Consider the following 24,893-nt stretch of genomic DNA (forward strand, 5'->3'; position numbering starts at 1 on the left):
CCACCTCGCCGGCCGTGTGCTCCATCGCCCACATGTAGTGGCGGTCCTCGAAGGTCACCGCGCCGCCGTACATGACCGTGCCTGGGCGTGCCTGTGCTCCGGCTCTGGAGCGGATCAGGTCGAGCAGGTCGAGCGGCGCGTCGGCGATGGGGTGCGGCGGGGCGTCCGCGGGCGGTGGCCGGTCGGCGGACGCCTCCTCCAGGAGGGCGACCCGGCGCTCAAGCTCCGCGATCCGTTCTTCGAGCAGATCCAATGGACACCCCAGCTCTCGGTTATTCCGTATTTCCGGAATAACCGAACTATAGCGCCTGGGAGCTGTCATGCAATGGCCCTGAGTCCTCTGACTGTCTTCGGCCTCTCTCCAGCCGTGTTGGGCGGCATGATCGGACCCCGCCGACAGGTAGACCTGAACAACGTCACTCGCAACCATCCGCAACCAGATGTCGTCCCCCAGGTCAGCGTGTGTCCCTTCCGACAACTTCATACGGAAGGGACACACCTGTTGAGCGCCAGGTTCGTGACAGTGGGAACGACAAGTCCGTGACAGTGACTCGCGCCAAGTTGATGGCAGTGAGGGCTACGCGCTGTGATCCACCCTGCGGGTGGCTCTTCGTCGAATCACGACACAGCTGTGCCTCGACGACATCGACTCGGTCAGGCGCGACGTCGACACCCCCGACGACCTACGCGCGGCTGTCCTCCTCGGCGTCCACATGGCCGCCGTCGTCCGTGATCTTGAGCTTCCGTACGGCGGGAATTAGCACGAAGGGCAGGTTGGCCGCCACGGAGCCGAGGCACGCGATCCACAGGAGCTGGTGAACGGTGACGACCTCGCCCAGCAGCCCGCCGACGACACCGCCGAGCGGCAGCGAACCCCACATGAGGAAGCGGAGGCTGGCGTTCATCCTGCCGCGCAGGGCTTCCGGGCAGATCGCCTGGCGGTAACTGCCCTGGGCGACGTTGTGCATGACCGCGACCAGGGAGATGAGCGCCATGCCGATCGGGTACAGGGCGAGCCGCCAGCCGGGTCCCGTGAAGGCGACGAGCACGAAGAGCGGCAGCATGAGGACGGTTGCGCCGAACATCGTGGGGCCGTGACCGAAGCGGGCGATCACGCGTGACGCGAGGAGCGCGCCGAGCAGGCCGCCCGCCCCCGCGCCCGAGATTATCAGGCCGTAGCCCGCCGCGCTCACGCCCAGCTCGTCGACCAGGTACAACGGCTGGACGATGGCCCAGATGCCGCTGATGAACATGTTCATGGCGCCGACGAGGCCGATCAGGCGCAGGATGGGGTGGCTGAGCACGTAGCGCAGGCCCTCCATCAGGCTCACGCGCCCCCCGGAGGGGGTCTCCTCGGCCTTGACGGTCGCCAGCAGGGTGGCGGAGATCATGTAGCTGACCGCGTCGGCCACGATGGCGACGGGCGCCGTGAGCGCCTGCACGAGCCAGCCGCCGAGCCCCGGGCCGAAGAGCCTGGCAAGGCTGCGCACGGACTCCAGGGTCCCGATGCCCTTGGGCAGCTGCTCCTTGGTCACGATGGAGGGCAGGAAGCTCAGGTGGGCGACGTCGAAGAAGGCCGTGCCGATGCTGACGATCACGGCGACCGCGTAGAGCTGCGCCAGCGTGAGCGCGTCGAACAGCGCGGCGATCGGGATGGAGACCAGGGACACCGCGCGCAGCACGTCGGCCGTCACCAGGATGGGCTTCCTGCGCAACCGGTCGACCCACACGCCGGCGGGCAGCCCGAAGAGGAGGAAACCGATCATCTCGGCGGCGCCGAGCAGGCCGAGCTCGAATGGGCCCGCGTCGAGCACCAGCAGCGCGACCAGCGGGAGGGCCACGCGCGTGACCTGGGTGCCGAACTGGCTGAAGCCGTCGGCGGTGACGTAACGACGGAAAGCGGGGGGCATCTGATCTACCCTAGGGGTGTGTGGCCAGGGCAGAAGCGTTCTCCTCTGACGGGGACACGCACGGGCTCGATGAAGCCAGGCGGTTGAGGGCACCCCGGCGGGCAGATGGCAAACGCGACGCCTGAAGATCGTTGGGTGTCTACGCCAGTCGATCAAGAACAGGGGCCGCGTCCGCGTGCCATCATCCCCGCTCGACGTGCTCACCCGCCACCTGGAGCACGTCACCATCACCGACCCACCGGCCGATCTGCCCGCACTCGCCGAGATCTTGGACACCATCCCGGACCCGCGCAGCCGCCGGGGACGCTGCTATCGGCTCGGCCCGCTGCCGGCGTTATCCCTGCTCGCTGTGCTCGGCGGAGCGACCTCCCTGGTCAAGATCGCCCGATTCATCGCCGGATACGACCTATCTGGCCACACTCGCCGACTGCGGCCCGCCCGCCACCCCTGGCAACCGGCCCGCAGAGCGGACCCCGCTGTCCGGCCTGGCCGTGGACGGCAAACCCTGCGCGGCAGCCGCACCGGCGACGGCGCCGTCCACCTGCTGGCCGCCACCTGCCACAACCCCCAGATCGTCGTGGCCCAACGGCAGGTCGAAGCCGAAAGCAACGAGATCCCCGCGTTCGCGCCCCTGCTGTCCCGCCTGGACCTGACCGGCGTGGTGGTCACCGCCGACGCCCTGCACACCCAGCACGACCACGCCCGCCACGTCATCGCCGCCGGCGGCCACTACCTGTTCATCGTCAAGGGCAACCAGCCCACGCTCCTGCACCGGCTCAAGGCCCTGCCCTGGCGCGAAGCCGTGTTGAACGACCGCACCGACGAGCAAGGGCACGGCCGCCGCGAGATCCGCCGCACGGCCTGGGCCGCCTGATCGGCTGAACCAACATCGCCGCCGGCATCGACCACTACCGCAGCCACCCAGCCGACGCTCTTCAGCTACTCGGTTTCACCGCATGAGAACGATTGGCCCTGGGCGGATTGCAGGGACTGACTCGGCCGAGGTGGGGATAAGCTCGTCGGGGTCGACGGTTCGGACCTGTGGGAACCGCGAAGCCTCGTTGATCGGGTCGATCGTGTCCGCAGAGGACTTCATCCAGCCGATCCAGTCAGATAGTGACCGTCGATGGTCCTCGTCTGTGATCGTAGACACCACGGAGGTCAGCTCGTCGGCGTACTGGCGTATGGTCCGTGCCCGCTGCCAGGCGTCCTTCTCTGTAGCCAGCACCTGCAGGCGGTCTTGGGTGAGGACGCGCTCCCGAGCGTAGACCATGGCAGCGTCCCATTCCCGACGAAGCTCGTCCCGCTGACGCTGCCGCTCTTCGGGGGATCGACCGCCGTCCATCATCGCTACTGCGTGGCAGATGTCCCTGGTGACCGTCTCCATATGTACGATGACCTGCCATCGCTGGGACTCCAGCGTCGATTTGTCTCTGTCGTACCAGTCGCAGCTTCCGCCGCCGGGCCACTGCCAAAAGCCGCAGGCGCAGCCGCCGGGCCGGAGGAACCTCGACGTCGTCAGAACTTTTCCGGGTGCTGCTCGGCTGAGCTGCCAGACGGGTCGCTGGTTCCTGTCCCTGGATCGCCACGGCCCAGCCCTCGTCACCGATGACCACCTCAAGGTGTGGGAGTGTCCTTGGGTTCCAGCCGCAGCGCCGGCAGGAGAGCGGCCGCGTGTATGAGTGACAGCGTGATCTTCGTCCCGGCGCGGGCTCCCGAGCGGCTCCGCCGTAATCACTCGTGAGCGGGCCATTCCTCGGCCAGCAGCGCGTATGAGAGACCGTCGAGCCATCCCTTGGTGCGGTGGAGCGAGTCTCTCACCGTGTGCTGTTCGCGGCGCATCCCGACCCGCTCCATCAGCCGCCACGAGGATTCGTTGTCGTAGAAGCAGTCCGCGTGCAGGCGGCGCAGGCCAAGACTCCTGAAGGAGATGTCGATGAGGGCGCGTACCGCTTCGGTGGCGTAGCCCTTGCCGCCGTAGGAGGGATCGAGCGTCCACCCGAGCTCTCCTTGGACGCTTTCCGCCTGCTCAGCGACCTCTTCCTGGGCCCAACCGTCCTGGATCTTCAGTGTCAGGTCGCCGATCACCCGGCCGTCCAGTTCGACGACGAGCAGGTCTGCGAGCCGCTCCTCGCGGAGGAAACGCTCACGGTAGTCGTCGTAGGTCTCTGTGGCGGCCGCGACCCATTCGTGAGTCTCCGGCAGCTGCCGGTAGGCCCAGGTCGCGTTCAGGTCGTCGGGGGCAGCCCGGCGCAACAGCAGCCGCTCGGTGGAAATCGGCCAGTCCAGCGTGTCAAGAGGGTGACGCATGGGCCCTCATACTGACAGCGGGCTGTGGTGATACACAAACGGATTACTGCGGACGACGTCTCCGACAACGACGCGGCGATTCTTCGCCACTCCGGTGCGCCGGGTCGGCGGGCAGCGGGTCTACAGCGAAAGCGATCTGCAGTGGCTCCACCTGTGCACCAGGCTCCGGGCCTCCGGGATGACACTGCCTGCGATCCGGGAGTACGCGGCGCTGGTCCGCGAAGGAACCCAGACGGTGCGAGCACGACACTCCCTCCTACGCCGTCACCGCGAACGCATCACCGACCAGATCCAGGAGTTGCACCGCTGCCTCGACCTGGTCTCACACAAGGTGACGATGTACGAGGAACACCTCGCCGGTGAGCGCGGAGACCCGTTGTGGACCGGTACGTGCCTGCCCGAGGAGCAGCACCCGCCACTCGGCTGAAGACAGTTTTATTACTGGGATTGGCAACGGAATCCGGCGTTAACGCGGTTCCCGCTGGTCGTGTAGCTGATCCAGTCGACCTTCCTGGCAGTGGTCAACGCCGGATTCCGTTCCAGTGCACCAGGGGGTTGAGGCGAAGGCCGGGTCAGCCAGGCCGAGCTTCCAGCCATCCCGCAGGGTGCATCGCCGGGCTCCCGACACGCCCGGCCCAAGAAGCTCAACAATGACCGTCTTCGGGCAGGTCATGGCGTGGAGCTGCGAGAGCATGGCCTTCATGAGCTGAGAAGGTGGAAGTTCGCTGCTGTGGAACTCGCCGACGCGTCGGGCCGTACATTGTCCACGGCAACTCGGACGCGACGACGGTCCGTTCCAGTCGCGGGTATTGTTCGCCGGCCCATCCAGGCGTGGAGAACGCGACGGTCGGTCAATCGCGAGACTTCGGTGCAAGACACCTTCGGCCACCAGTGTGACCGTCCGGGGGATCACGCTCAACTGCCGCCGGCCTTGGTAGGGGTCATGCTCGGGATGCTCTGCGGCTGGTACTGCTTGCAGGTCTCCTCGGCCTTCTTGAACTGCGGTGTGTTGGCGTCGTCGTCGTCGAGTTTGAAATCGCCGCTTGTGTCGGGGACGGGGAACGTGCGCATGCACGTGGCGTACTTGCGTTTGTCCGCCATGGACCAGTTCTTGTCGGCTTTGTTCCGCAGAAATGGAGTGGGCATGACGTCCTTGCAGGCTTCGGCCTTACACAAGATCTCCTTCTCCTCGCGGAGAATCTTGTTCTCCCGCCGCAACCGGGCCAGCTCATCCTTCTCGGCGCTGCTCAGGCCGTCTTGGCGACGGCCGTCATCGAGGTCGGCCTGGCGCACCCAGGTACAGATCGACTGCGCGGAGGGCTGGAACGCCTTGGCCAGTTCCTCCGGTGTCCGTTCCGCGCGCACCAGTTCCACCATCTGCCGGCGAAACTCCGGCGGATAGTTGTTCGGCACAGCAGACTCCTTCTTCCGGGGACCAGGGTTCCCCAGAGATCAGGTGTCCACCAAACCGGGCCAACTCCACCAGATTGAATCGCCCCGGCTTTGGTGGAGGCACTGCTTCGATGGAAGCGAAGCGGGACAGGTGCTTGCGTTCCCACGCGCCGATGCTGTCAATGGTGACCGTGTCGTAGACCCCGTTGCGCTTCAGTAAGGATGGCCCCACCAGCCGCCATCTGAGATGTCGCCGCAGGCGGACAGTGGCCGGACCGCGCAACGGCTAGATGATCTGGTACTGGTCGTTAACGAGGGCTACCGTGGTGATCGTTCCTTCGAGCGATCACCACGGTTTTCGCATGCTCCCATGACGACGACTCCAGCGGCAGCAACAACTGCACGCCGCCGAACCCAGGCATGATCCGATCAGGTAACCGCTCCGCCTCCTCGACCGTCCAGCTACCCACCGCACACGGTCACGTGCCCACCCCCTCGGAGATGGTCAGCGACGTCGGTGCCGTCACCAGCATCGGCAGCAGCGTCGCGCCGGTCACCGGTATACCCCGGAGCCACCGGCGACATGGATGGACTGAGCGGTGAGATAGGTCGAGTCATCGCTTAGCAGGAAGGACACGAGGGCGCCGACATCCTTCTCGGCGTCGCCGATCCGCTTGAGCGGCACGGCGTCCACGGCCGCTCGGAACGAGGTGGGATCGGTCTGCTCCCAGCTCTGCACGCCCTCGGTCTTGGCGAAGGGCAACACGACGTTCACGCGGATGTTGTCGGGGCCCCATTCCAGTGCCGCGACTCGGGACAGGCCTCGGATCGATTCCTTCGCCGCGCCATAGGCGGCGAAGCCGGCCTCGCCCGCGGAGCCTGCTCCGGACCCGAAATTGACGATCGAGCCACCGCCTGCGGTGACAAGGTGCGGGTACGCGGCCTTCATGAGCAGGAACGTCGCACGAGGGCCGGTGGTGGAGGCCAGGTCGAAGTCGTCAGCCGTCTGCGAGGCGAAGGGCGAGGGCGGCTTGATCGCCATGGCGTTGTTGACGAGGCCGTCCAGGCCGCCGAAGTGCTCGAGGGCGGCGCCGACGACGGTGTCAGCCGCATCGGGGTCTCGCAGGTCGGCGGCGACGCTCTGCACCTCGGTGCCGTGAGAGGTCAGCTCGTCTCGGGCGTCGGCGACGGCGTCGGCGAGGATGTCCGTGAGCAGCAGCCGAGCACCGTTGCGTGCGAGGGTGCGGGCGATTCCACGGCCGATGCCGCGGCCGCTCCCTGTGACGATGACGACCTTGCCGGCGAGGGACTCAGAGTGTGTGTACGGCATGGGTTCCTTTCGGAGTTGTTCGAGGAGTGCTCAGCGGGCGGCCGACCGCGTGGGCTCTTTCACCGGCTGCTCGGCGATCCACTTGAGGTCGGGGATGTGTCCGAGTTCGAGAGCCTTGAGGAAGAGCCGCTCCTCGCGGGGCTGGCTCTGTTCGAAGACGTCCATCAGTGCTCCTGAGGCGTCGGTGGACCCCATGATCTGGTCCCAGTTCGCCAGGACGTCCTCGCTGGTCAGGTCCGGGTTGAAGTACCCGCGGGTGCCGGCGAGGAAGACGCGAGCGATTCGTCCGCCGCCGACGGTGAATGCTTCGCCGCTCGTCGGCGCATCCTCGTGGAGCAGGGGCGCGATCGCGACGGCGACCTTCTCCGGCTGCAGCGTGTTCCTCATGAAGGTGATGAGATCCGTCTCCGCGCCGCCCCCGCTTGCGGCCACCGTCTCGCTGAACGCCCACGGCATGAGGGTGTTGGCGATGATTCCGTGCTCTGCGCCGGCCGCTGCGACCTGTCGGGCAGCGGCGAAGACGGCGAGCTTCGAGACCGCGTAATCAAGTTCGTAACCCGTCGGCCCGTACCAGAAGCCCGTTCCGACGGCTGATGAGGTGAACAGGATGCGGCCGTACTTCTGCTTGACCATGTGGGGCCACGCCGCTCGGTTGAGCTGCAGCGATCCGCGGACGTTGATGTCGAAATAGAGGTCCAGCCCCGCCGCGGGAGCGTAGGGGACGAGCTCGGACCCATCCATGACACGGCCGGCGGGAACGCCCGCGTTATGGATCACGATGTCGATTCGCCCGAACTCCTCGATCGTCGTCGCGACGAGGGCTCGCGCATCATCGTCGTCGCCGATTCTGCCTCCGACGGCGATCGCCACGCCGCCGTCCGCGCGGATGTCGTCGCGTACTGCCTGCGCGCGGTGCAGGTTGGACGGAAGCTCATTGACCACCACCGCTGCGCCACGGCCGGCGAGGTATCGCGCGTGCGCCGCACCGATGCCGATTCCCGCCCCGGTCACTAGGGCAATCCGTCCATCGAAGCGCAGTTCATCACTCATTGCATACGGTCCTTCCGATTGCGCGCCCAACCTTGGGCCGACCTTCCGTGACTGTTGTCCTGCCTTACGTCCCATCTGCTCCGTCAGGACCCGGTCTCCGCCTGGCTGTTGTGGCCACCAGAGGCTCGTGCGCGGAGAGATGCGCTTTCGCCGCTCAGTTCGGCTGCGAGGCCGCTCGCGCGAGTTGGACGGACTCAAATCGGCGGGCAGCCGCACGAAGTTCGTCGTCCTCTGGGGTGGCTCCACCGAATCCGCCGTGCGGCATGGCCTCGAACACGTGAAGCTCCGCTGTCACACCTGCGTGCAGCAGTTTTCGGTGCATTCGCACGGTGTTGGAGAGGAACAGGTCTCGAGTGCCGCTCTGCAGGAAGGTGGGCGGGAAACCGCTCAGATCGGCGAACAAGGGAGATATGTAGGGGTGGGTGAGATCTTCCCCTGCGGCGTACAGAAGGTTGACCGTCTTGAGTGAGCCCAGCACATTGTCGATCCCGTTGTTCGTGACGAAACTGTCGCCGGACTCGGTGAGATCCACTTCGGGCGTGAGCAGCACGAGGGCGGCCGGCATGGGGAGTCCTTCATCCTTTGCCCGGACCAGGAGCGCTGCGGCGAGGTTTCCGCCGGCGGAGCCGCCACTGACGACAACGCGATGGGGACCGACGGCCTCGATCGCCGCCCGGTAGACGGCCATCAGGTCATCGAGCGCAGCCGGGAACGGATGCAGCGGCGGCATGCGATAGTCGGGTGCCCATGTGATCCCGTTCCGGCCGACGGCGTGAGCCGCCCCTGCCATCCACGCCAGCTCTCCGCCTCCCAGGTAGAGCGCACCGCCGTGGATATCGATGAAGAGCGGCGTGTCGTTGGCTTGGGGAAGGTGAGCGGGGTGTATCGCGAAGTTCGCGACGCCGTTGATCTCTTGGGCGCTGACTTCGAAGCTCTCCGCCGGTGGTAGCGCTGCCTCGCAGAGAGGCCGGACTACGGTGTCCAACATCTCCACGAACGCCGCCCACGCTGCCGTGTCCTGGAGATCGGGGTACGGTGACGCCTCCGCTGCGGCAGGTACAGACAGCATTCTCTGCGCTTGCTCGCTGACGCTGCGCGGAACTGGAGGGTGACTGCGCCTTACGGGCGCCAGTTCATCAGAAGACTGCCGGTCGATGTCGGTCATGATTGCTCCTCAGCATTCTCGGATCGTTCTTGCCATGTGGGAGGCCGTTACAGTGCCGGCGTGTGGGTGTCGGGACGCGCTCGGCCTCTGCATGCCGGTGAGGTCGATCGTGAAGGTGCCGTCGCCGTTGCCGGCGGCGAGTACGTGCGAGGGTCGGCATGATCAGCCGCGCGTCGTGGCGGGCGACGTCAGCGGCGGCATCGGCAAGGATCTCGGTGAGGAGTAGCCGGGCACCGTTGCGTGCGAGCGTGCGCGCTCCTTCGTCCACGTCTGCCGCTGATCCCCCTTCAACAGGACGGGCTAGCGCGAGGCCGCTGACGGCTGATGCACCAACACCTCTGCCGTGCTGAGGTAGGTGCGGCGGCCTTCGAGTTCGACCACGTTGCCGGTGAGCCTGACGGTGCCCCGCGCAGGTGTCTCGTCAGAGCTCCCCCCGGCCGCAAGTGCCACAGCGCCCGGCTCGAGGATGAAGCGACCGTCGACACCGCTGTATCCGAGTTGGCTGGTCGGAACCGTGAAGTGAACTGTCGCGCTCTCACCCGCCGCAAGTGCGACCCGCGCGAATCCGATCAGCTGCTGAGCAGGCCGCGTCACGCCGGTGGCGTTCTGGGAGGCGTACAGCTGGACGACCTCGGTTCCGTCGCGGTCTCCGATGTTGCGGAGCTCGACGGACGCCGCGATGGAGCTCCCCTCGGCGGGCACCTCGTCGGCCGCGAGCTGCAGCGCCCCGTACTCGAAGGCCGTATAGGAGAGGCCGTGACCGAACGGGAACAGTGGAGTGGGGTCCAGGTCGATGTAGCCGCGGAACATGTCGCCCGCGCTGCGGCGGAATCCACTGCCGCGTTTCTGCGAGACGTACAGCGGCAACTGTCCGGTGGCCCTGGGCATGCTGTACGGGAGCTTGCCGGACGGGTTCGTGTCGCCAAAGAGCACGGCGGCGAGGGCGTCGCTGCCGTTCGGCCCCGGGTAGTAGCCCGTCACGATGGCGCCGAGCTTCGGTTCGACCTCGGTGAGCGCAAGCGGCCGTCCCTGGTAGAGCACTGCAACGAGCGGTGTCTCCGTGGCACTCACAGCGTTGACCAGCGCGACCTGGTGGTCCGGCAGCTCGACCCGGGCCGCGTCCGTTCCCTCGCCTTCCGTGATACGCGTCCCGAACCAGCCGGCTTTGCCGCCGATGGCGAGGACGACCACATCCGCTTCCTGCGCCAGAGCGACTGCCGCGTCCAGGTTCTGCGGGTCGTCCGGGTGGATGCCGACGCCCTCGACCGACTCGACGATGGCGCCCGGCGCTGCTGCTCGAATGGCTTCGGTGAGCGTGTGCGTGCCGTACACGTGCCGGGCGACGTCCTCGCTGTTGATCTCCATGAGTGGCGCCGACTGCGCATCGCCCGCGTCAGCGGCTTCCGGCGACGAGGGCTCCATCATGCTCTCGAGTCCGGCCATGCGGGACTCACCGGTGGCCAGGCCCTTCATCAGGTCGAGCGAGGCCGGGTAGGTGTACGCCGCGAAGTTGACCATGGCGGAGTCGGCGTGCGGGCCGATCACAGCGATGCGGCCCGACTTCGCCAGAGGCAGTCGTCCGTCGTTCTTCAGCAGCGTCACCGACTCATCGGCCAGCTTCCGGGAGAGGGCCGCCCCCTCGCTCTGAGCGGCGCTCAACGTGATGGGATCGGTACTGGCATACGGGTTCTCGAACAACCCCAGCTTGAACTTGTCGACGAGCACACGGCGCACCGCGTCGTCGAGGACGGCCTCCTCGATGCGCCCTTCGCGGATGGAATCCTCGAGGGTCTTGTAACCGGAAGTGGTGGGCAGCTCGACGTCGAGGCCGGCGACGAGCGCCAGCTCGCCCGCCTCAGCGAGGGAAGATGCGACGCCCTGCCGGGTGTGCAGCCACTCGACGGTGCTGTAATCGGAGACCACGCTGCCGGTGAAACCCATCCGGCCGCGGAGAAGGTCGGTGAGTACCGCCCGGCTCGCGCCCACGGGGACACCGTCGATCTCGGAATAGGTGTTCATCACGCTGCCGAGACCAGCGACCTTGATCGCCGCCTCGAACGGGGTCGCGTACACGTCGTACAGCTCGCGGGGACCCAGGTGCGTCGCAGCCATGTTCTGCCCCGCCTCGGTGAGCGCGTACCCGAGGAAGTGCTTCCCTGTCGCGAGGACGCCACTGGTGAGGTCTTCGCCCTGGAGGCCACGCACGAAGGCGACGCTGAACGCGCTGACGAGGTAGACCTCCTCGCCGTAGGTCTCGTGCACTCGTCCCCAGCGGGCGTCGCGGGCGATGTCCATGACCGGCGACAGTGCCTGCGGCACCCCGACCGATCGCATCTGCCGGCGGATGACCTCGGCCATGGCCTCGACGCGCTGGGGGTCCCAGGTCGCCGCCAGACCGATGGCGGTGGGAAACGAGGTGTAGCCGGCCGCGAGGAATCCGTTGAGCGCTTCGGCGTGCATGATGGCCGGAATGCCGAGCCTGGTCCGCTCGACGAGATAACGCTGAATCTCATTGACATTGCCCGCGATCTGCTGCGGGTCGGACCCAAAGGTGGCGGGGATGTGGCCGATCCCATCAGCCAGGTGCCGCTCGGCAGCGGCGGCATCCAAGCCGTTCACGCCCATCAGCGAGGTAGGCATGATCGATACGACTTGTCGTGCCTTCTCGGTGAGCGTCATCTGCGCAAGCAGCTCGTCGGCGCGCTCCAGTGGCGATTTCCGCATGCGGTTCTCCTTGGTGAGTGGCTCGGCGGGGCCAGGGTGGGAAGAGCGAAGAGTCAGCGAGCGCGTCGAATCGGCAGGATGGCCAGTGCGGAGAACGCCACGAGGACAGCTCCGACCGGCCATACCGGCCCGTAGGCGCCCGCGGCGAGCGTGACGACGACCCCGGCGATGATCGGTGCCAGGGCCTGGCCGATGCTCTGTGCCATGGCTGACATACCGAGATCGCGCGCGGCGGAATTCTGGTCGGGGAGCAGGTCGATGAAGAACGCCTGGTCGACGACGAGGAAGGCGCCGAGCCCTAGTCCGCCGAGGACCGCCTGGATGAACATCGCGGGAAGGGTGGGCCACACCCACGGCACCAGAGAACTGACCGCCAGGATCAATGCCGCTGCGACAACGAATGGCTTGCGCCTTTGGAACCGGTCCGAGAGGCGACCGGCGGCGGCCATGGCCAACAGCGTCGCGGGGAGTGCCGCGACCATCATCAGAGGAGTGGTCTGCGCAGCCTCTGCGGCGCTGAGGGCAGGTGAGATGTAGCTCTGCAACATGTAGATGCCGTAGGTGCTGCTGATGCCGACGCCGAACCAGAACAGGACCTTCGAGATCCACGCCAAGCGGTAGTCACGATCCCGGAGGGCCACGACGAAGGATGCGAAGATCGTGCTGAAGCGAATGGGTTCGCGTGCCATCGTGCGCGACGAGCGGTCGCGAGCGATCAGCAGGAACGGAATCGTGAGAAGGGCCAGCGCGATCGCGAACGGATAATAGCTCGCGAGCCCGATCGCGCCGAACAGGTTGCCGGCGATGTAGGCGCCGATGATGGCTGCGGCGTAGGTCGCGAGGCCGGCCACCGCCGAAACGGTGCCGAGCCGCTCCTCTGGGACGCGGTCTGCGACGGTTGCGCTGAGCGGGCCCCCGCTGAGATTCGCAGCGACCTGGATGAGCGACCAGACGATCACGAGTACCGCGATGCTGGGCACGACCGGCATGAGGGTGATCAACGCGGCCCCTGCCACCGCCCCGCCGGCGACGTAGGGCGCTCGGCGGCCCCACCGCGACCGAGTACGGTCGGAGAGCGTGCCGATGATCGGCTGCAGAATCATCACCAGCACGACGCCGGCGGAGTTCACGAGAGACAGGCTCGAGGCTCTGGAGGCGTTGAACTGGGCCAGCAGCCCAAGCTGGTGCTGCTGCTCAGCGGTGGGCGCAACAGCGCCAGCGGCCACTTCGTTGCTCAGGTTGTTGAGCGCAGTGAGGTCGACTCCGCTGTCCGCTCCGAAGATGCGGGCGAATTCCAGCGACTGGACGTGCAGGGGAAGCAGAACGGTCGCGAGCGCGCCGATCATCAGCGAGATGGCGAGGCTGGCGAGTGCGTACGTGCTCACGTAGCGCCGGAAGGCCGGGGTCTTCGGCTGATAGCGGGGCGAGATCTGAGTGGGGTCCGCTGACTGCTCGATCGGCAGGGTTAACGGCTCGGCCCCGGGTTCGGGGGCCAGGACAGGCTGCGAGCGGCGTTTGCGCGGGTTGGTTGATTGCATTCCGACAACTCCTCCGTTGTGAATGCCGGACATGACACTGTCGTTCCGTACGTACGCTGGTCGGCTCTCATGCGGGCACGGGAGTCGTCGCGTCCGTGATTGCGGCAGCCTTCAGCGAAGCGGTCACTGGCTCGAAGCCGTCCGCGGAGACCGAGACGGTGATGGGCCCGGCGCCCGTCGGCCGGACGACGGCCAGGGCCCGGCCGTCGAAGGTGGTGTGTTCGCCGGAATCGAAGCGTTCCTCCGTGTCGGGACGGGCACTCCCGAGCGCGTGCAGGACGCCGGCCCCGTCGACGGAGACACCGACGAGCACGTCGCTCGCACTCGCCAGGTTCCCGTTCCCGTCGCGCAGCTCAATGGCGATGAAGCTCAGGTCGCTGTCGTCGGCGCGGATTTCCGTCCGGTCCGGGGTGACGGTGAGGTGCACCGGTCCCTCGGCCGACTGCAGCGAGGTCCGTCCCAACTCGGCGCCGTCGCGGTAGGCGATCGCCTCCAGCTTTCCGGGCTCGTAAGCGATGTCGAACTCGGCGACGAATGGCTTGGAGCGCCCCGGCGCCGTGCGTCCGACCGTCCGCCCGTTGAGCAACAGCTCGACTTCGTCACCGTCGCTGTACACCTCGACGGTGACCGGGGCGCCGGTCTCGGCGTCCCAGCTCCAGCTCGCGATGGAGTCGCTCCATGCCCACTGGCCGGGCAGGACGGGTCTGCCGTAGTTCTGGGGAGGCAGCACGGCGATGTACGGATCGGTACGGAGCCCGAACACGATCTGGCGGTAGTAGGAGATCGGACGCCGGTGGCCGGTGATGTCAAGGTCGCCGACGCGGGCGGAGATCCACGGATACGGCGGCCAGAACGCTGGTTCCTCGGCGTACTGGGTTCGGCCGATACCGACCTCGCCGAGGTAGTCCCAGCCCGTCCAGGTGAAGTCGCCGAGCACGTGAGCGTTGTCGAGGACGAGACGCCAGTTGTGCGCGATCCGTGGCGGGTAGGTCTCGGTGCCCACGATCACTCGATTCGGGAACTGCTCACGGTCGAGCTCGTAGCGAGCGTCGCTGTAGTTGAGGCCTGCCACATCCAGCACGGAGAAGGACGCCTCAGTTCGCTCGGACGCCATTGTGGTGGTGCTCAGTTGGTCAATGAACCCCGCCATGTTCATCAAGGCGTTCACTCCGCCCTCCGTGTCGGCGCCAGCGCCGGCGGCGTGCGCACGCATCTCCTTCACGACGTCGCTGAGGAGGGAAACGAACGGGTTGATGCCATTTGTCACGAGCCGGGTGTCGTCGAGCGACCGCACCTTCTCGGCCAGCGCGCGGCCCCACTCCGAGCCGAGGGCGTCTCCGGTTTCGAAGATCTCGTTGCCGATCGAGTAGAAGATGACGCTCGGGTGGTTGAAGTCCTTCGTGACGAGTGCCTCGAGGTCGCGCTCCCACCACTCCGGGAAGGCGAGGGAGTAGTCGAATGAGGTCTTTCCCTCGGTCCAGACGTCCGAGGTCTCGTCCATGACCAGCATGCCGAGCCGATCGCAGGCGTCGAGCATCGCCGGGCTGATCGGATTGTGGGCGCTGCGGATCGCGTTGAACCCGGCCTCCTTGAGCAGCTCGACGCGCCGCTCCTCGGCACGGCCGATCGCGGCGGCGCCCAGCGGCCCGTTGTCGTGGTGGATGCAGGCACCGCGCAGCTTGACCGTCTCCCCGTTGATGCGCAGACCGTGGATCGGGTCGAGCCGGAGCGAGCGGATGCCGAAGCTGGTCGTCGTCTCTTCGAGCACGCGATCGGAGGCCTCGAGAACGGTCTGAGCGGTGTAGAGCTGCGGCGAGTCGACGCTCCACAGCGCGGGTGCCGCCACGTAGAGACGCTGGCGGACCACGGCGGAACCGCCGGCCCGGAGGGTCACAGGGGCCGAGTCCTGAGCGACGACTGTCCCATCGGGTCCATGCAGCTCGGTGCGGACGCGGACTGTGGTCGTGGCGGTGCTCTCGTTCGTGACGGGCGTGACGACGGCGACGACAGCGCGCTCCTCGTCGATGTCGGGAGTGGTGATGCGCACGCCGGGATACGCGACGTGCACGAGGTCGGTGATCTCGAGCACCACGTCCCGGTGGATTCCCGCGCCGGAGTACCAGCGGGAGTCCTCGTGGGCACGGGCGTCGACGCGGATGGTGTTCGGCTCCCCGTAGCGCAGGAACGGGTCGAGTGCGACCCGGAACGGTGTGTAGCCGTTCGGCCGTTGGCCGGCGAAGGTCCCGTTCACGTAGACCATCGCGTCCCGGTACACGCCCTGGAACTCGACCGATACCCGCTTGCCGCTCCACTCCTCGGGGACGTCGATCGTCTTGACGTACTCGAAGGCACCGCCGGGGAAGTAACCCGTGTATCCGGTCCCTGCCGCGTCGGCACTGCGGGGCAGATTGATGATCGCGTCGTGGGGCAGAGTGACGGAGGTGCCCTCGTCTCCACCGCCTTGGAGTACGGCGAACGGGCTCGTCTTGGGTCGCACCTTCCATCCGGTGTTGAACGAGGATCTGGTCATCTGCTGCTCCTTGTGGTGAGTTGCTGGTCGGGCACGGGAGTGGCCGTCCACGAGGATCGGATTCGGTTGAGGACGTCGGCGATCGCGACGCATCTCGGGGAGGTGCCGTCGATGGTGATCGCCGCCCACGTCGCCAGGCCCGTAGACGAGACGCTCACCCCATCAGCAGCAGACCGGCCGGCCGGCCGGCCGGCCATTGACACGTGTTAAAACGTAGTGAAGCCGTTGTTACGTGTCAATGGCGCGTGGAGTGTGGGAAACTCCGCGAGTGAGGACGCAGAAAAAGCAGAATTCCAGCCGGGTGACCAGCTGGGACGTGGCCGACCTCGCAGGGCTGTCCCGCTCCACGGTCAGCCAGGTCCTCAACGGCCACGGCGACCGATTCAACGAAGAGACACGCAACCGCGTCACCGCCGCAGCAGAGCGCCTCAACTACCGTCCGTCCCGAGCCGGTCGCGCCCTCAAGACGGGAGTCACCGACCTCATCGTCGTCGCCGTCCCGAACATCACGTTCGGCAGGCAACTTCAGGACACCGTAGAGCAGATCGCCAGCGAGTCCGCCAGGTTCGGGATGAGCGTCTTCGTTCGTTATGCGGGGAGCGACCCTGCCTCGACACTCGCCGCGATCCTCGACATGCGCCCCGCCACCGTCGTCAATTTTCGCGTGTTCACAGCAGCCGATCTCGAGCGGATCGAGGCAGCGGGAATCCGGGTGATTCCCTCCCTCGACTCCTCCCAGGACCCAGCCGGGATCGAGATTTCCATCGGGCGCCTCCAGGCACGTGAACTGTTGCGTGAACCGAAGCGACGACTCGTGTACGCGCTGCTCGCCGACACTCGCCTCGATCTTTACGGACCCGACCGGGCAACGGGCGCGGCCGAGGAGGCCGCCTCCCGGGGAGCGCGGGACCCGGCGAGGGTCCGTGTGCCGCTGAACCGGGAGGGAGCCCGTGAGGCCCTGCGCCCGGTGTTCGAGAAGCCTGAGGGCCCGCTGGGCGTCTGCTGCTACAACGACGAAGTCGCGGCGGCCGTACTGTCGGCCGCCAGGTCGTTCGGACTGTCTGTACCGGATCAGGTGGCGGTCGTCGGAGTTGACAACACAGATGTGGGGCAGCTCATCACTCCGCGCCTCACCACCATCGCGGTCGACCTGCCGGCGCTGGTCCGCCTCCTCGTCGCCGCGCTCGAGCCCGGCCAGGACGAGACCGGGCAAAGAATCCAACCGGAGTCGTTCATCACCCTCGTTCCCGGCGAGACGTCCTGAGCCGGCATGGGATGGGTGGTTGCCGCTCCTCCGGGAGCGGCCCCCGAGCAGGTGAGTTCCGCGGCAACGAACGAGCGGGCGGACTCGTCCGTCACCGCTCGCTCAGGTTACGTTCTGTGGCGTCAGATAGGCGCGCCAGGCGTCGAGCGCCGTGGTGAAGTGCCGCTCGATGTCCTTTTCGCGGGCTGAGGGGCCGTCGGCGGTCACCAGGGCTCGTTGCGCAAGACCGAGGATGCTCGCACCGATCACCTCGACCATGTGGGGAATGTCCAGTTCGGGACGGATCGAGCCGTCCTGCTGGCCTTTCCTGAATGGCTCGCGGGCGATCTCCATGAGGAAGACCTCCAGCTCGTGGAGGGCACGATGTTCGTCGTCGGTCAGCCCATGGCGGCGGAAGGTGAAGTCGAAGTAGCTGGTGAACCGGATGAGGTCCGGCCGAGCCTTGGCGAGAGAGGCGAGGGCGCTCATCCGCTGGAGAAACTGTGTCAGCCCGTCGAGATCATCTTCAGCAGGGCCTTGCTGGCCGTACGTCGCGATCGTGTCGATGACGTGGCGATGCACGTGAAGCATCGCCGCACCGAGGGTCGGGAAATACTTGTAGAACGTGGGCCGGCTCACGCCGGCACGGTCGGCGATCTGCGCGATCGTGATGACGCTGTCTTGTTCGTTGACGAGTTCGATGATCGCTGCCGCGATCCCGGCTCGCTGGGCATCACGGAACCGCTCCCACGACTCGTTGGCGAGCGGTGTGGTCGGCATGGTCAAAGTGTATCGACCCGAGCCGATCGCACTCGCCAGGCCGAGGTCCCGCAGGGAAGTGCCGCGATCCGCGCCCCGTCCTCGAGCACGTTGGCACCATGAACGGCGATGCGGGCTTCGACACCGGCCGGGACCGTCACCTCCACTTCCCATCCCGTTTCGCTGCGCTGCCAGGCGCTGGACAGGAGCCCGTACGGTGTCATGGTTCGCGCGGAGACGTGCTCGAGACGGTGGGTGAGCATCGGGCGGATCTCGATCTGCTGCCACCCGGGAGCGACTGCTCTCAGGCCGGCCAGGTTCTCGTACATCCACCGGGCCACCGCGCCGAGCGCGTAGTGGTTCTGCGAGCCCGTCCCGTTCCAGGACTCGAGTATGGTCGTGGCGCCCTGCGCGACCTGCCCGAGCCAGGACGGCCGCTCTTCCTGCAGCAGCAGGTCGAGCGCGAGGTCGTCGTATCCCCAGACCGACAGGGCGGGCAGGAGATATCCGGTGGACAGAAATCCGGTCGCCAGTCGCGTGCCGTCGGCCACGACAAGGTCGGCGAGTCGGTCCGCGACGCGCTGTCTGGCGTGTTCCGGAATCAGGCCGAAGGTGAGGGGCCGGACGAGTTTCGCCTGTGTCAAAGTCCTCGGCATCCCGTCAGGGTCGAGGAACTCGGCCTGGTACGCGGCCCGGATCCGCTCGTGCAACTCGGAGTACTCGAGCGCGCTCTGTGCCTTGCCGAGAACAGCCGCTGCTTCGGCTACGAGCCTGGCCGAGTGCGCAAAGTACGCCGTCGCAACCTCGGCATCGGGATTGTTGGCCAGATTGAGGATCATCTGCACCGCTTCAGGGCCATCGAACTCATTGCCGGGTTCCAGCCATTCACCCCAGTGGAAGCCGGTGTCGACGACGTATCGCTCATGGGGCGACGGGTCACCCGTCCGGGAGGGGTGGCGGTCCGCGGCCCGGCGGAGGCAGAACTGCACCCACGCAACCATCGCGTCCCAGTTCTCCGCGAGCACATCGGTGCACCCATAGCGCTGGTACAGGGTCCACGGCACCATGGTGATCGCGTCCGCCCAGCCCGCGGAACCCTTCCCGTCCATCAGCCCGGCAAACTGCGAGAGTTCAGGCAACGGACGCGAATCGCGCGGTGCGACGTCGCCGAGGGCGCCGTCCTCGCCCTGCTGCAGCACCACGTCACGCAGCCAGTCTCGAAGGAAGAGGCTGACGTCGGCGAGATACGTTGCGGCGGGAGCAAACACCTGCGCGTCGCCGGTCCAGCCGGACCGTTCCCGAGTGGGGCAGTCAGTGGGGACGTCGGTGAAGTTTCCCCGCATGCTCCACACGATGTTGTCGTGCAGCCGGTTCAGCCCGAAGTGGGAACTGCTGAACTCCCCGTCATACCGGAGGTCTGCCTGGAGAACCAGGGCCTCGATGCGCTCGAGATCGACCTGCACGGCGCCTTCGATCTCGATGTACCGAAAGCCCCGTATCGTGTATCGCGGCTCAAAGATTTCGCTGCCTCCCCCTGCCAGGACATACCGGTCAATGGCCGGTACGGCGGGAAGAACTCCGTCTCCTAGCAGGTAGTCCGTCCGAATTCGCCCGGTCTCGTCGACCAACTCACTGTGATGCACCGCCAGCGTCGTCCCCGCAGGCCCGGCGACCGTCAGTCGTGCGACACCGACCAAGTTCTGCCCGAAATCGACCACAATCCGGTCGCCGATGGTGGTGGTCCGGGCCGGCTCGAGCACGTCGGCCACGACGACTGGCCCACTCCGCGCTGCCTCCACCCGCTCGGCCCCACGGGGGAACACCTCGACCGGTCGAGCATCTGCCAGCGCGTTCCCGGCGGTGAACTGCGCCCCGGAGATCCGGGCGTCGATGGTCACTCCCTCCTGCGGGTCAGCGAACCGGCGTGGACCGTATCCACCCTCCCAAGCCGCATCCGTCGTGATGATCTCGCGACGCCCGGACTCGAATTCGATCAGCAGATACGCGATCGCGGCGATCTGCTGCCCGTAAGTATTCCGCTGCCCAAACGCGCCGTTCCGGCCTCTGTAGCGGCCTTCCGCGAGTTCGATCCCGAGCGTGTTGGAACCAGCAACCAGTTCATCGGTGACGTCGTACCCCTCGTACTCGAGCCGCTGATCGTACGCGGTGAAGCGCGGGGTGATGCGCACTCCCGTCACGTCGCCTCCGTTGACGGCCAAGCCATACCAACCGCGGGCACTGGCGTAGAGGCGAGCGCGGACAGGCGCGGCCTCGAGATGGAACGTGCGACGCAGGTACTGCACCGGTGTCGGCGCGTCCGCGGGCTCGGTTACCTGCAGCCCGATCCACTCGGCGAGCTCGTGCAGCGGACCCGGATGCGTTTCGAAGCTCGCGGCCGCGCTCCAGACCTGGGCGTCACGAACAGTCGCCCCCACTCGCCACGTGTACGCCGCGGACCTTTCCAGCGGCGGACCTGCGTACCGTACGGCGGGCTGCGTCCCTACCCGCCAGGTGCCCTGCCACATCGGCACGCTTGCCCCCGCCTGGTAGACCTCCACGACGGCCCGGTCCGGAGCTTCCCCGCCGGTCGCGAATTCCCAGGACAGCTCAGGGACACTGTCGGCGAGCAGTTGGTAGCCGAGGCCTGATGTGCGCAGGTTGATGAAGGGTGCGATGGACGACATCGAATGGATTCCTCCGTTGAAGGGACTGCCGGTTGAAGGGTGATCAGGCATTCGCCGACGGCTGAGGACGGCTGACCGTCGCTTCGACGACCACCGGCCCCTCTTCGATCTGCCGAGATGCCCTGCCGGCGAGAAGAGCGGTCCGCCATGGACGGACGGGAGCCAACGCGCTCATGTAAGTGTCTCTCCATGAGAGTTCCTTACGATCCGCAAGAAACTGCTTGCGTTCCGTAAGGAGTTGGGGGCTTACGTCTTCGTAAAGAGTGATTTACGTAGCATAAAGAAGTATTTACGCCACGTAAAGAGGTTACGGCAAGGCCGATGCCTCCACAAGCGGTCGGATTGGCCTTCGATCGCTCCGGACAAACTCACCGCGACCTGTTGGGGGAGGTCCGGTCTGGGGGGCAAGGCCGTCGAACCCATGCCGCGCTGATCGAGATTTCGACCGGTCCACACTCGGGCGCGGAGGTGCGGAGGTGGAGTTACCCGGTGCCGATGGGCAGCGGGTTCGTCTTCACTGATGGGATCGGCCGGCCGCTACATCCGCAGCAGGTCAGCGACCACTTCTACCAGTTGGCCTTCCAGGTGGGGCTACCGCCGGTGCGGCTTCATGATCTGCGCCATGGTGCGGCGTCGCTGATGCTGGCCGCTGGGGTTGATCTGAAGGTCGTGCTCTCCGCTGTTCCTCGACGTCCACGAACCCGAATCGGCTGGAGACCTGCGTTCGAGCGAGGAACGCGCGCGACACACGATCGGCAGAACCTGGGAACTGTCCTTGGACCTGCTCCGGCGGCGTGGCGTCATGTCCGCGTCGTGGGTGCTCCAGGTCCTGTCGTGCTATGCACCCGGAGTCCTCCTCCCTAGCCATGTGGCGGATCCCGACGCGATCACGGCTCACCGCCCCGGCGAGGCCGAAGGCGATCAGATCCGTGACGCTGTGTACGGCCTGAAGAGGTTCGGGCTGCTGGCCGTCGCCGAGCACGCCGCCGACCCGCGATTTCTGGTGCACCGGCTGGTCGCGGAGGTGACGCTCGCCTCGCTGAAGCACCGGTCACCTGACCAGAGAGACGTCTGGAACACCGCGCGTGACCTCCTCCTGCAGTGCACGCCGTCGCACGGCAGGGATCCCGCGCTCTGGAGAGAATGGGACGAGGTCGTCTCCCACTGGCGAAGCATCATCGACCATGAGCAGAGCTGGTCGGCCCCCGGAGCCTCGAAGGATCTCCTGGTCACTGCGGAGTCGGCCATCAGCTACCTTCGGTCGCGAGGTGACTACGCCGCCGCGAACGAGTTCGGCCGGTCGGTGGTCGACAAGGCGGTGGCCCACGGCGAACCCGAGGAAGCGCTCCGAGGTGTCCACTACCAGTCCATCCTGATTCTGCGTGATTCCGGCGACCTGCTCGGCGCCGACGAGGGTTTCCGGGTCCTGACAGAGAAGAACGCGACGTCCTTCGGAGAACGTGATCCGCGGACGCTGGCCTGCCGTTACGAGGCGGCCGCGGTGATGGCCCGACGGGGAGAGCACTCCGAAGCCGTCGCCGAATTCGACGAGGTCATCTCGGTCGAAACCGCCGTCTTCGGGGAAGACGCTCATTACACCCTCCTGAGCCGGCATGATCGGGCGCTGTCGCTGACGGCTCTGGGCAGATACGACGAGGCGGAGCACGAGATCCGCGCCATTCTCGATCTGTTCACGAGGCTCGTGGGAGAGTCGAATCCCGACACGCTGGCCAGCAGGCACGAGCTGGCGGTCATCCTCCGGAATAAGCAGCAGCTGGCCGAGGCGGAAACGGAGTTCCGCCACGTACTCGAAGCCGAGACGAGGGTTCTCGGAGAGAAGCATCCGTCGACCCTCAAGACCCGCCTGAACCTCGCACTGACCATGCAGGTAGCAGGCGACGACGTATCGGCCGAGGCCGGATTGCGGGTGCTGCTCAGTGGCGCGGAAGAGGTTCTCGGGCCCAGGCATCCCGACACCCTGGAGATCAGACACGCGCTTGCGACCTGTCTAGTCCGCTCACGTAGCACAAACGTCAAACGTGCGGAGAAAGAGTTCCGGAGCATCCTAGACTTCCAGGGAACGCAACTCGTTCCGCACCACCCGACCGTCCTGGTGGGGCGGGGCAACCTCGCCGCGACGCTCAGACTCCAGGGCAACCACGGCGAGGCAGTGGCCATCTTCAGGGACATCCTGAACATCCGCGAAAAGCATCTGGGCCCGGAACACCCGCTGACACTGGCGACACGGTACGAATGGGCGACCGCCCTTGGCCATAACGGTGACCACCGGAGGGCCGAACGCGAGCTGAAAGGAACTCTCAGAAAGCTACAAGACGCCTTGGGCCCGGATCATCCGTCATGTCTGGCGACGATGGCGGCGATCGGCTCCAACCTCCTACTCCAGGGAAAACTCAAAGCCGCGGAATCCCAATTGCGGCAAGCCCTCTCGGCCTGCGACCGCAACCGGGAGAACACGAAGATCGAGGCCCGGAACATCCGCAACGACCTGGCCGCGACTCTTCATGCGGCCGGAAAGTGGAAGGAGGCGTCCGCGCTCTTCCAGGAGATCCTGAGAGGCGGCGACGGCGCCGACATCGAATCCGAGGCGGTTGAATCAATCAACGGCCTGGCCCTGACCCTCAAGGACCTGGGCCAGATCGACGAGGCGGCGGAGCTTTACCGGAGACTGCTCGACTCTTCCGCCGTGAGCAGGCCGGATAGTCGGCTGATGGTTCTGACGCTGCGGCACAACCGCGCGGTGGTTTGGCGGCTGCAGGGGCGGGTGGACGAGGCCGAAGCGGAGCACATCTCGATTCTCGGCGAACTGCGGAAGACTTTCGGGGAGGAACATCAGAATATTCTCAGTTCACGCCATTCATTGGCGCGGGCCTGGCTGGAACAGGGGAAATCAGCGAAAGCCGAGGCCGAGTACAGAAGTGTCCTTGAAATACGGCGCAATAATTACGGTGCAGAGCATCCGTCCACCATCTACACGTGGGGAAACCTGGCCTTCCTACTTCTTACCACCGAACGCTTCCCCGAGGCCGAAGCCGAGTACCGCAGGACCCTTGAGGTGTGCAGGAGACGCTTGGGGAAGACCCATCCCGAGACGCTCTCCACGGAGAACAACCTGGCGATCACTCTCCTGCGGCTCGGCGAGTTCGCCGAGGCCAGAGTCCTTTTGGAGCACGTGGTCAGGGCCAGATCCCGGCTGCTCGGTTCGGACCACCCGGACACCCTCGAAGCACGCGACAGCCTTGCTTGGGCGCGCTCCGACACCTCGGCCTGAGTGCGCCCTGGAGCCGCGACGTTGGCCCTGGCGGCAGGAGCGGATCTGCGGGTGGTGCAGGGCCTGCTCGGACATGCCAGCATCCGTGCTCACCGCCGACACGTACACGTCGGTGCTGCCGCAGCTTATCACGACAGCGCCCGGGCCACCGCCCGGCTGGTCCTCAAAGCGGCTCGCAAGACCGCACGCAAGGTCAACAACGCTCGCCCTGGTACGTGACTCACATGTGTCCCACCGTGACTCACGATCAGACGACTCGACTACAGGATCGCGGGAAACCCCAGGTCGGAGTGGTAGGGCGCCCGGGGCTCGAACCCGGAACCTACGGATTAAAAGCCGCGATCATGACCCTGACCGCGCGGCTCTCGGTCACGAACCGATGAGCCGGCGAACCCGGCTCCACGGGTCCGGAGGCGTGCACGGCTGAGGCCTGAGCGAGGAGATCGCGTTCGGCATCTTTCAGTCGCGTTCTCACCTGTCGAGCCGCATCGCTCTGCGTCCTCAACGCTGCGATGGCTTCTTCGACCAACGGACGCGGCGATCCAGCCCGATCCCCCACCAATCGCACAACGTATGCCGCCATGGCCCTGAGTTTCTCCCGCGCTGGATTGGCCACGCGCCTGTTCGCAGGTCAGGCAGGTGCCGCCGCCGAGGATGAGGGCGAAGGTGGCGCGCACGCGCAGCACGTAGGCCTGGCCGCGTTTTTCCAGGAAGGCGCGCAAGCCGGGGCAGGCGCCGTAGACCTCATCGCCGGCGACGAATTCCAGGCGCGCCCCGTCGGCGTAGGCGTCAGCGAGCAGGTCGATGGCCAACTCGCCTTTGGTGGCGAAGGTCAGTTCCAGCGGCAGGCCGGTGGTGATGGTCTTGACCGGGTCGCTGATCTGCTCGGCGGGGATCCACTGCCGCGAGCCGATCAGCGCATGCCCGGTGCCGGCACGGACGTAGGCCAGATGGACGAGGTTGATGTCG

19 protein-coding genes are annotated in these 24,893 nt (G+C 66.5%); 5 read left to right on the top strand and 14 right to left on the bottom strand.

The genetic code is table 11. The features are described 5' to 3' along the window. Positions 1-253 (bottom strand): hypothetical protein (locus tag AB0I79_RS60970; protein WP_357895130.1); only part of this gene is annotated, 253 nt, incomplete at its 3' end. Between the two features lie 430 nt (positions 254-683). After that, positions 684-1,910, bottom strand: a complete 1,227-nt coding sequence (locus tag AB0I79_RS60975) for an MFS transporter (RefSeq protein ID WP_357895133.1) — start codon at positions 1,908-1,910, stop codon at positions 684-686. Between the two features lie 175 nt (positions 1,911-2,085). Between AB0I79_RS60975 and AB0I79_RS60980 the strand changes: the two genes are divergently transcribed. Continuing rightward, entirely contained in the window at positions 2,086-2,784 is a 699-nt protein-coding gene (locus AB0I79_RS60980) for an ISAs1 family transposase (protein ID WP_357895135.1), read from the top strand. Positions 2,785-2,859: 75 nt separating this feature from the next. Here AB0I79_RS60980 and AB0I79_RS60985 read toward each other — a convergent pair whose 3' ends face one another. Together AB0I79_RS60985 and AB0I79_RS60990 are read right to left on the bottom strand one after the other, a co-directional pair. Then, on the bottom strand, positions 2,860-3,297 hold the full coding sequence (locus tag AB0I79_RS60985) for a hypothetical protein (RefSeq protein WP_357895138.1): 438 nt from the start codon (positions 3,295-3,297) through the stop codon (positions 2,860-2,862). 347 nt (positions 3,298-3,644) lie between these two features. Then, positions 3,645-4,220 (bottom strand): GNAT family N-acetyltransferase, encoded by a 576-nt coding sequence (locus AB0I79_RS60990; protein WP_357895141.1) that lies wholly within the window; start codon positions 4,218-4,220, stop codon positions 3,645-3,647. Between the two features lie 46 nt (positions 4,221-4,266). Here AB0I79_RS60990 and AB0I79_RS60995 point away from each other — a divergent pair, with 46 nt between their 5' ends. After that, complete coding sequence (locus AB0I79_RS60995) at positions 4,267-4,647, top strand: MerR family transcriptional regulator (protein ID WP_357895177.1); 381 nt, start codon at positions 4,267-4,269, stop codon at positions 4,645-4,647. 488 nt (positions 4,648-5,135) lie between these two features. Here AB0I79_RS60995 and AB0I79_RS61000 read toward each other — a convergent pair whose 3' ends face one another. The 7 genes from AB0I79_RS61000 to AB0I79_RS61030 all read right to left on the bottom strand — a co-directional run bounded on the left by AB0I79_RS61000 (position 5,136) and on the right by AB0I79_RS61030 (position 15,949). Next, complete coding sequence (locus AB0I79_RS61000; protein WP_357895143.1) at positions 5,136-5,633, bottom strand: transposase; 498 nt, start codon at positions 5,631-5,633, stop codon at positions 5,136-5,138. A gap of 532 nt (positions 5,634-6,165) precedes the next feature. After that, positions 6,166-6,942 carry an SDR family NAD(P)-dependent oxidoreductase gene (locus tag AB0I79_RS61005; protein WP_357895146.1) on the bottom strand — a complete coding sequence of 259 codons (777 nt, stop codon included), beginning with the start codon at positions 6,940-6,942 and terminating at the stop codon, positions 6,166-6,168. Positions 6,943-6,972: 30 nt separating this feature from the next. Then, positions 6,973-7,992 (bottom strand): SDR family NAD(P)-dependent oxidoreductase, encoded by a 1,020-nt coding sequence (locus AB0I79_RS61010; RefSeq protein WP_357895149.1) that lies wholly within the window; start codon positions 7,990-7,992, stop codon positions 6,973-6,975. 154 nt (positions 7,993-8,146) lie between these two features. Then, a complete protein-coding gene (locus tag AB0I79_RS61015) occupies positions 8,147-9,157 on the bottom strand; it encodes an alpha/beta hydrolase (RefSeq protein ID WP_357895152.1) in 1,011 nt (336 codons plus the stop codon). A 300-nt stretch (positions 9,158-9,457) separates the two neighbouring features. Continuing rightward, positions 9,458-11,881: a glycoside hydrolase family 3 N-terminal domain-containing protein gene (locus AB0I79_RS61020; RefSeq protein WP_357895155.1), complete on the bottom strand. Its 2,424-nt coding sequence runs from the start codon at positions 11,879-11,881 to the stop codon at positions 9,458-9,460. Positions 11,882-11,934: 53 nt separating this feature from the next. Then, positions 11,935-13,419: an MFS transporter gene (locus AB0I79_RS61025; RefSeq protein WP_357895158.1), complete on the bottom strand. Its 1,485-nt coding sequence runs from the start codon at positions 13,417-13,419 to the stop codon at positions 11,935-11,937. Between the two features lie 67 nt (positions 13,420-13,486). Continuing rightward, positions 13,487-15,949: a glycoside hydrolase family 2 TIM barrel-domain containing protein gene (locus AB0I79_RS61030; protein WP_357895161.1), complete on the bottom strand. Its 2,463-nt coding sequence runs from the start codon at positions 15,947-15,949 to the stop codon at positions 13,487-13,489. A gap of 268 nt (positions 15,950-16,217) precedes the next feature. Between AB0I79_RS61030 and AB0I79_RS61035 the strand changes: the two genes are divergently transcribed. Beyond that, a complete protein-coding gene (locus tag AB0I79_RS61035) occupies positions 16,218-17,213 on the top strand; it encodes a LacI family DNA-binding transcriptional regulator (protein WP_357895163.1) in 996 nt (331 codons plus the stop codon). A gap of 102 nt (positions 17,214-17,315) precedes the next feature. Here the strand turns inward: AB0I79_RS61035 and AB0I79_RS61040 are convergent, their stop codons facing one another. Together AB0I79_RS61040 and AB0I79_RS61045 are read right to left on the bottom strand one after the other, a co-directional pair. Further along, a complete protein-coding gene (locus AB0I79_RS61040) occupies positions 17,316-17,972 on the bottom strand; it encodes a TetR/AcrR family transcriptional regulator (protein WP_357895166.1) in 657 nt (218 codons plus the stop codon). Positions 17,973-17,974: 2 nt separating this feature from the next. Further along, entirely contained in the window at positions 17,975-20,635 is a 2,661-nt protein-coding gene (locus AB0I79_RS61045) for a family 78 glycoside hydrolase catalytic domain (RefSeq protein WP_357895169.1), read from the bottom strand. Between the two features lie 495 nt (positions 20,636-21,130). Between AB0I79_RS61045 and AB0I79_RS61050 the strand changes: the two genes are divergently transcribed. After that, the gene (locus tag AB0I79_RS61050) at positions 21,131-21,499 is read left to right on the top strand and encodes a tyrosine-type recombinase/integrase (RefSeq protein WP_357895180.1); all 369 of its coding nucleotides are present in this window, start codon (positions 21,131-21,133) and stop codon (positions 21,497-21,499) included. A 4-nt stretch (positions 21,500-21,503) separates the two neighbouring features. Next, positions 21,504-23,924 (top strand): tetratricopeptide repeat protein, encoded by a 2,421-nt coding sequence (locus AB0I79_RS61055; protein WP_357895172.1) that lies wholly within the window; start codon positions 21,504-21,506, stop codon positions 23,922-23,924. A gap of 329 nt (positions 23,925-24,253) precedes the next feature. On the opposite strand, the gene AB0I79_RS61060 is transcribed toward AB0I79_RS61055, so the two are convergent. After that, the coding region (locus AB0I79_RS61060) for a transposase (RefSeq protein WP_357895174.1) at positions 24,254-24,893 on the bottom strand (640 nt) is incomplete at its 5' end.

Origin of the sequence: Nonomuraea sp. NPDC050202 (assembly GCF_040656115.1) — a bacterium.
Classification (GTDB): Bacteria; Actinomycetota; Actinomycetes; order Streptosporangiales; family Streptosporangiaceae; genus Nonomuraea.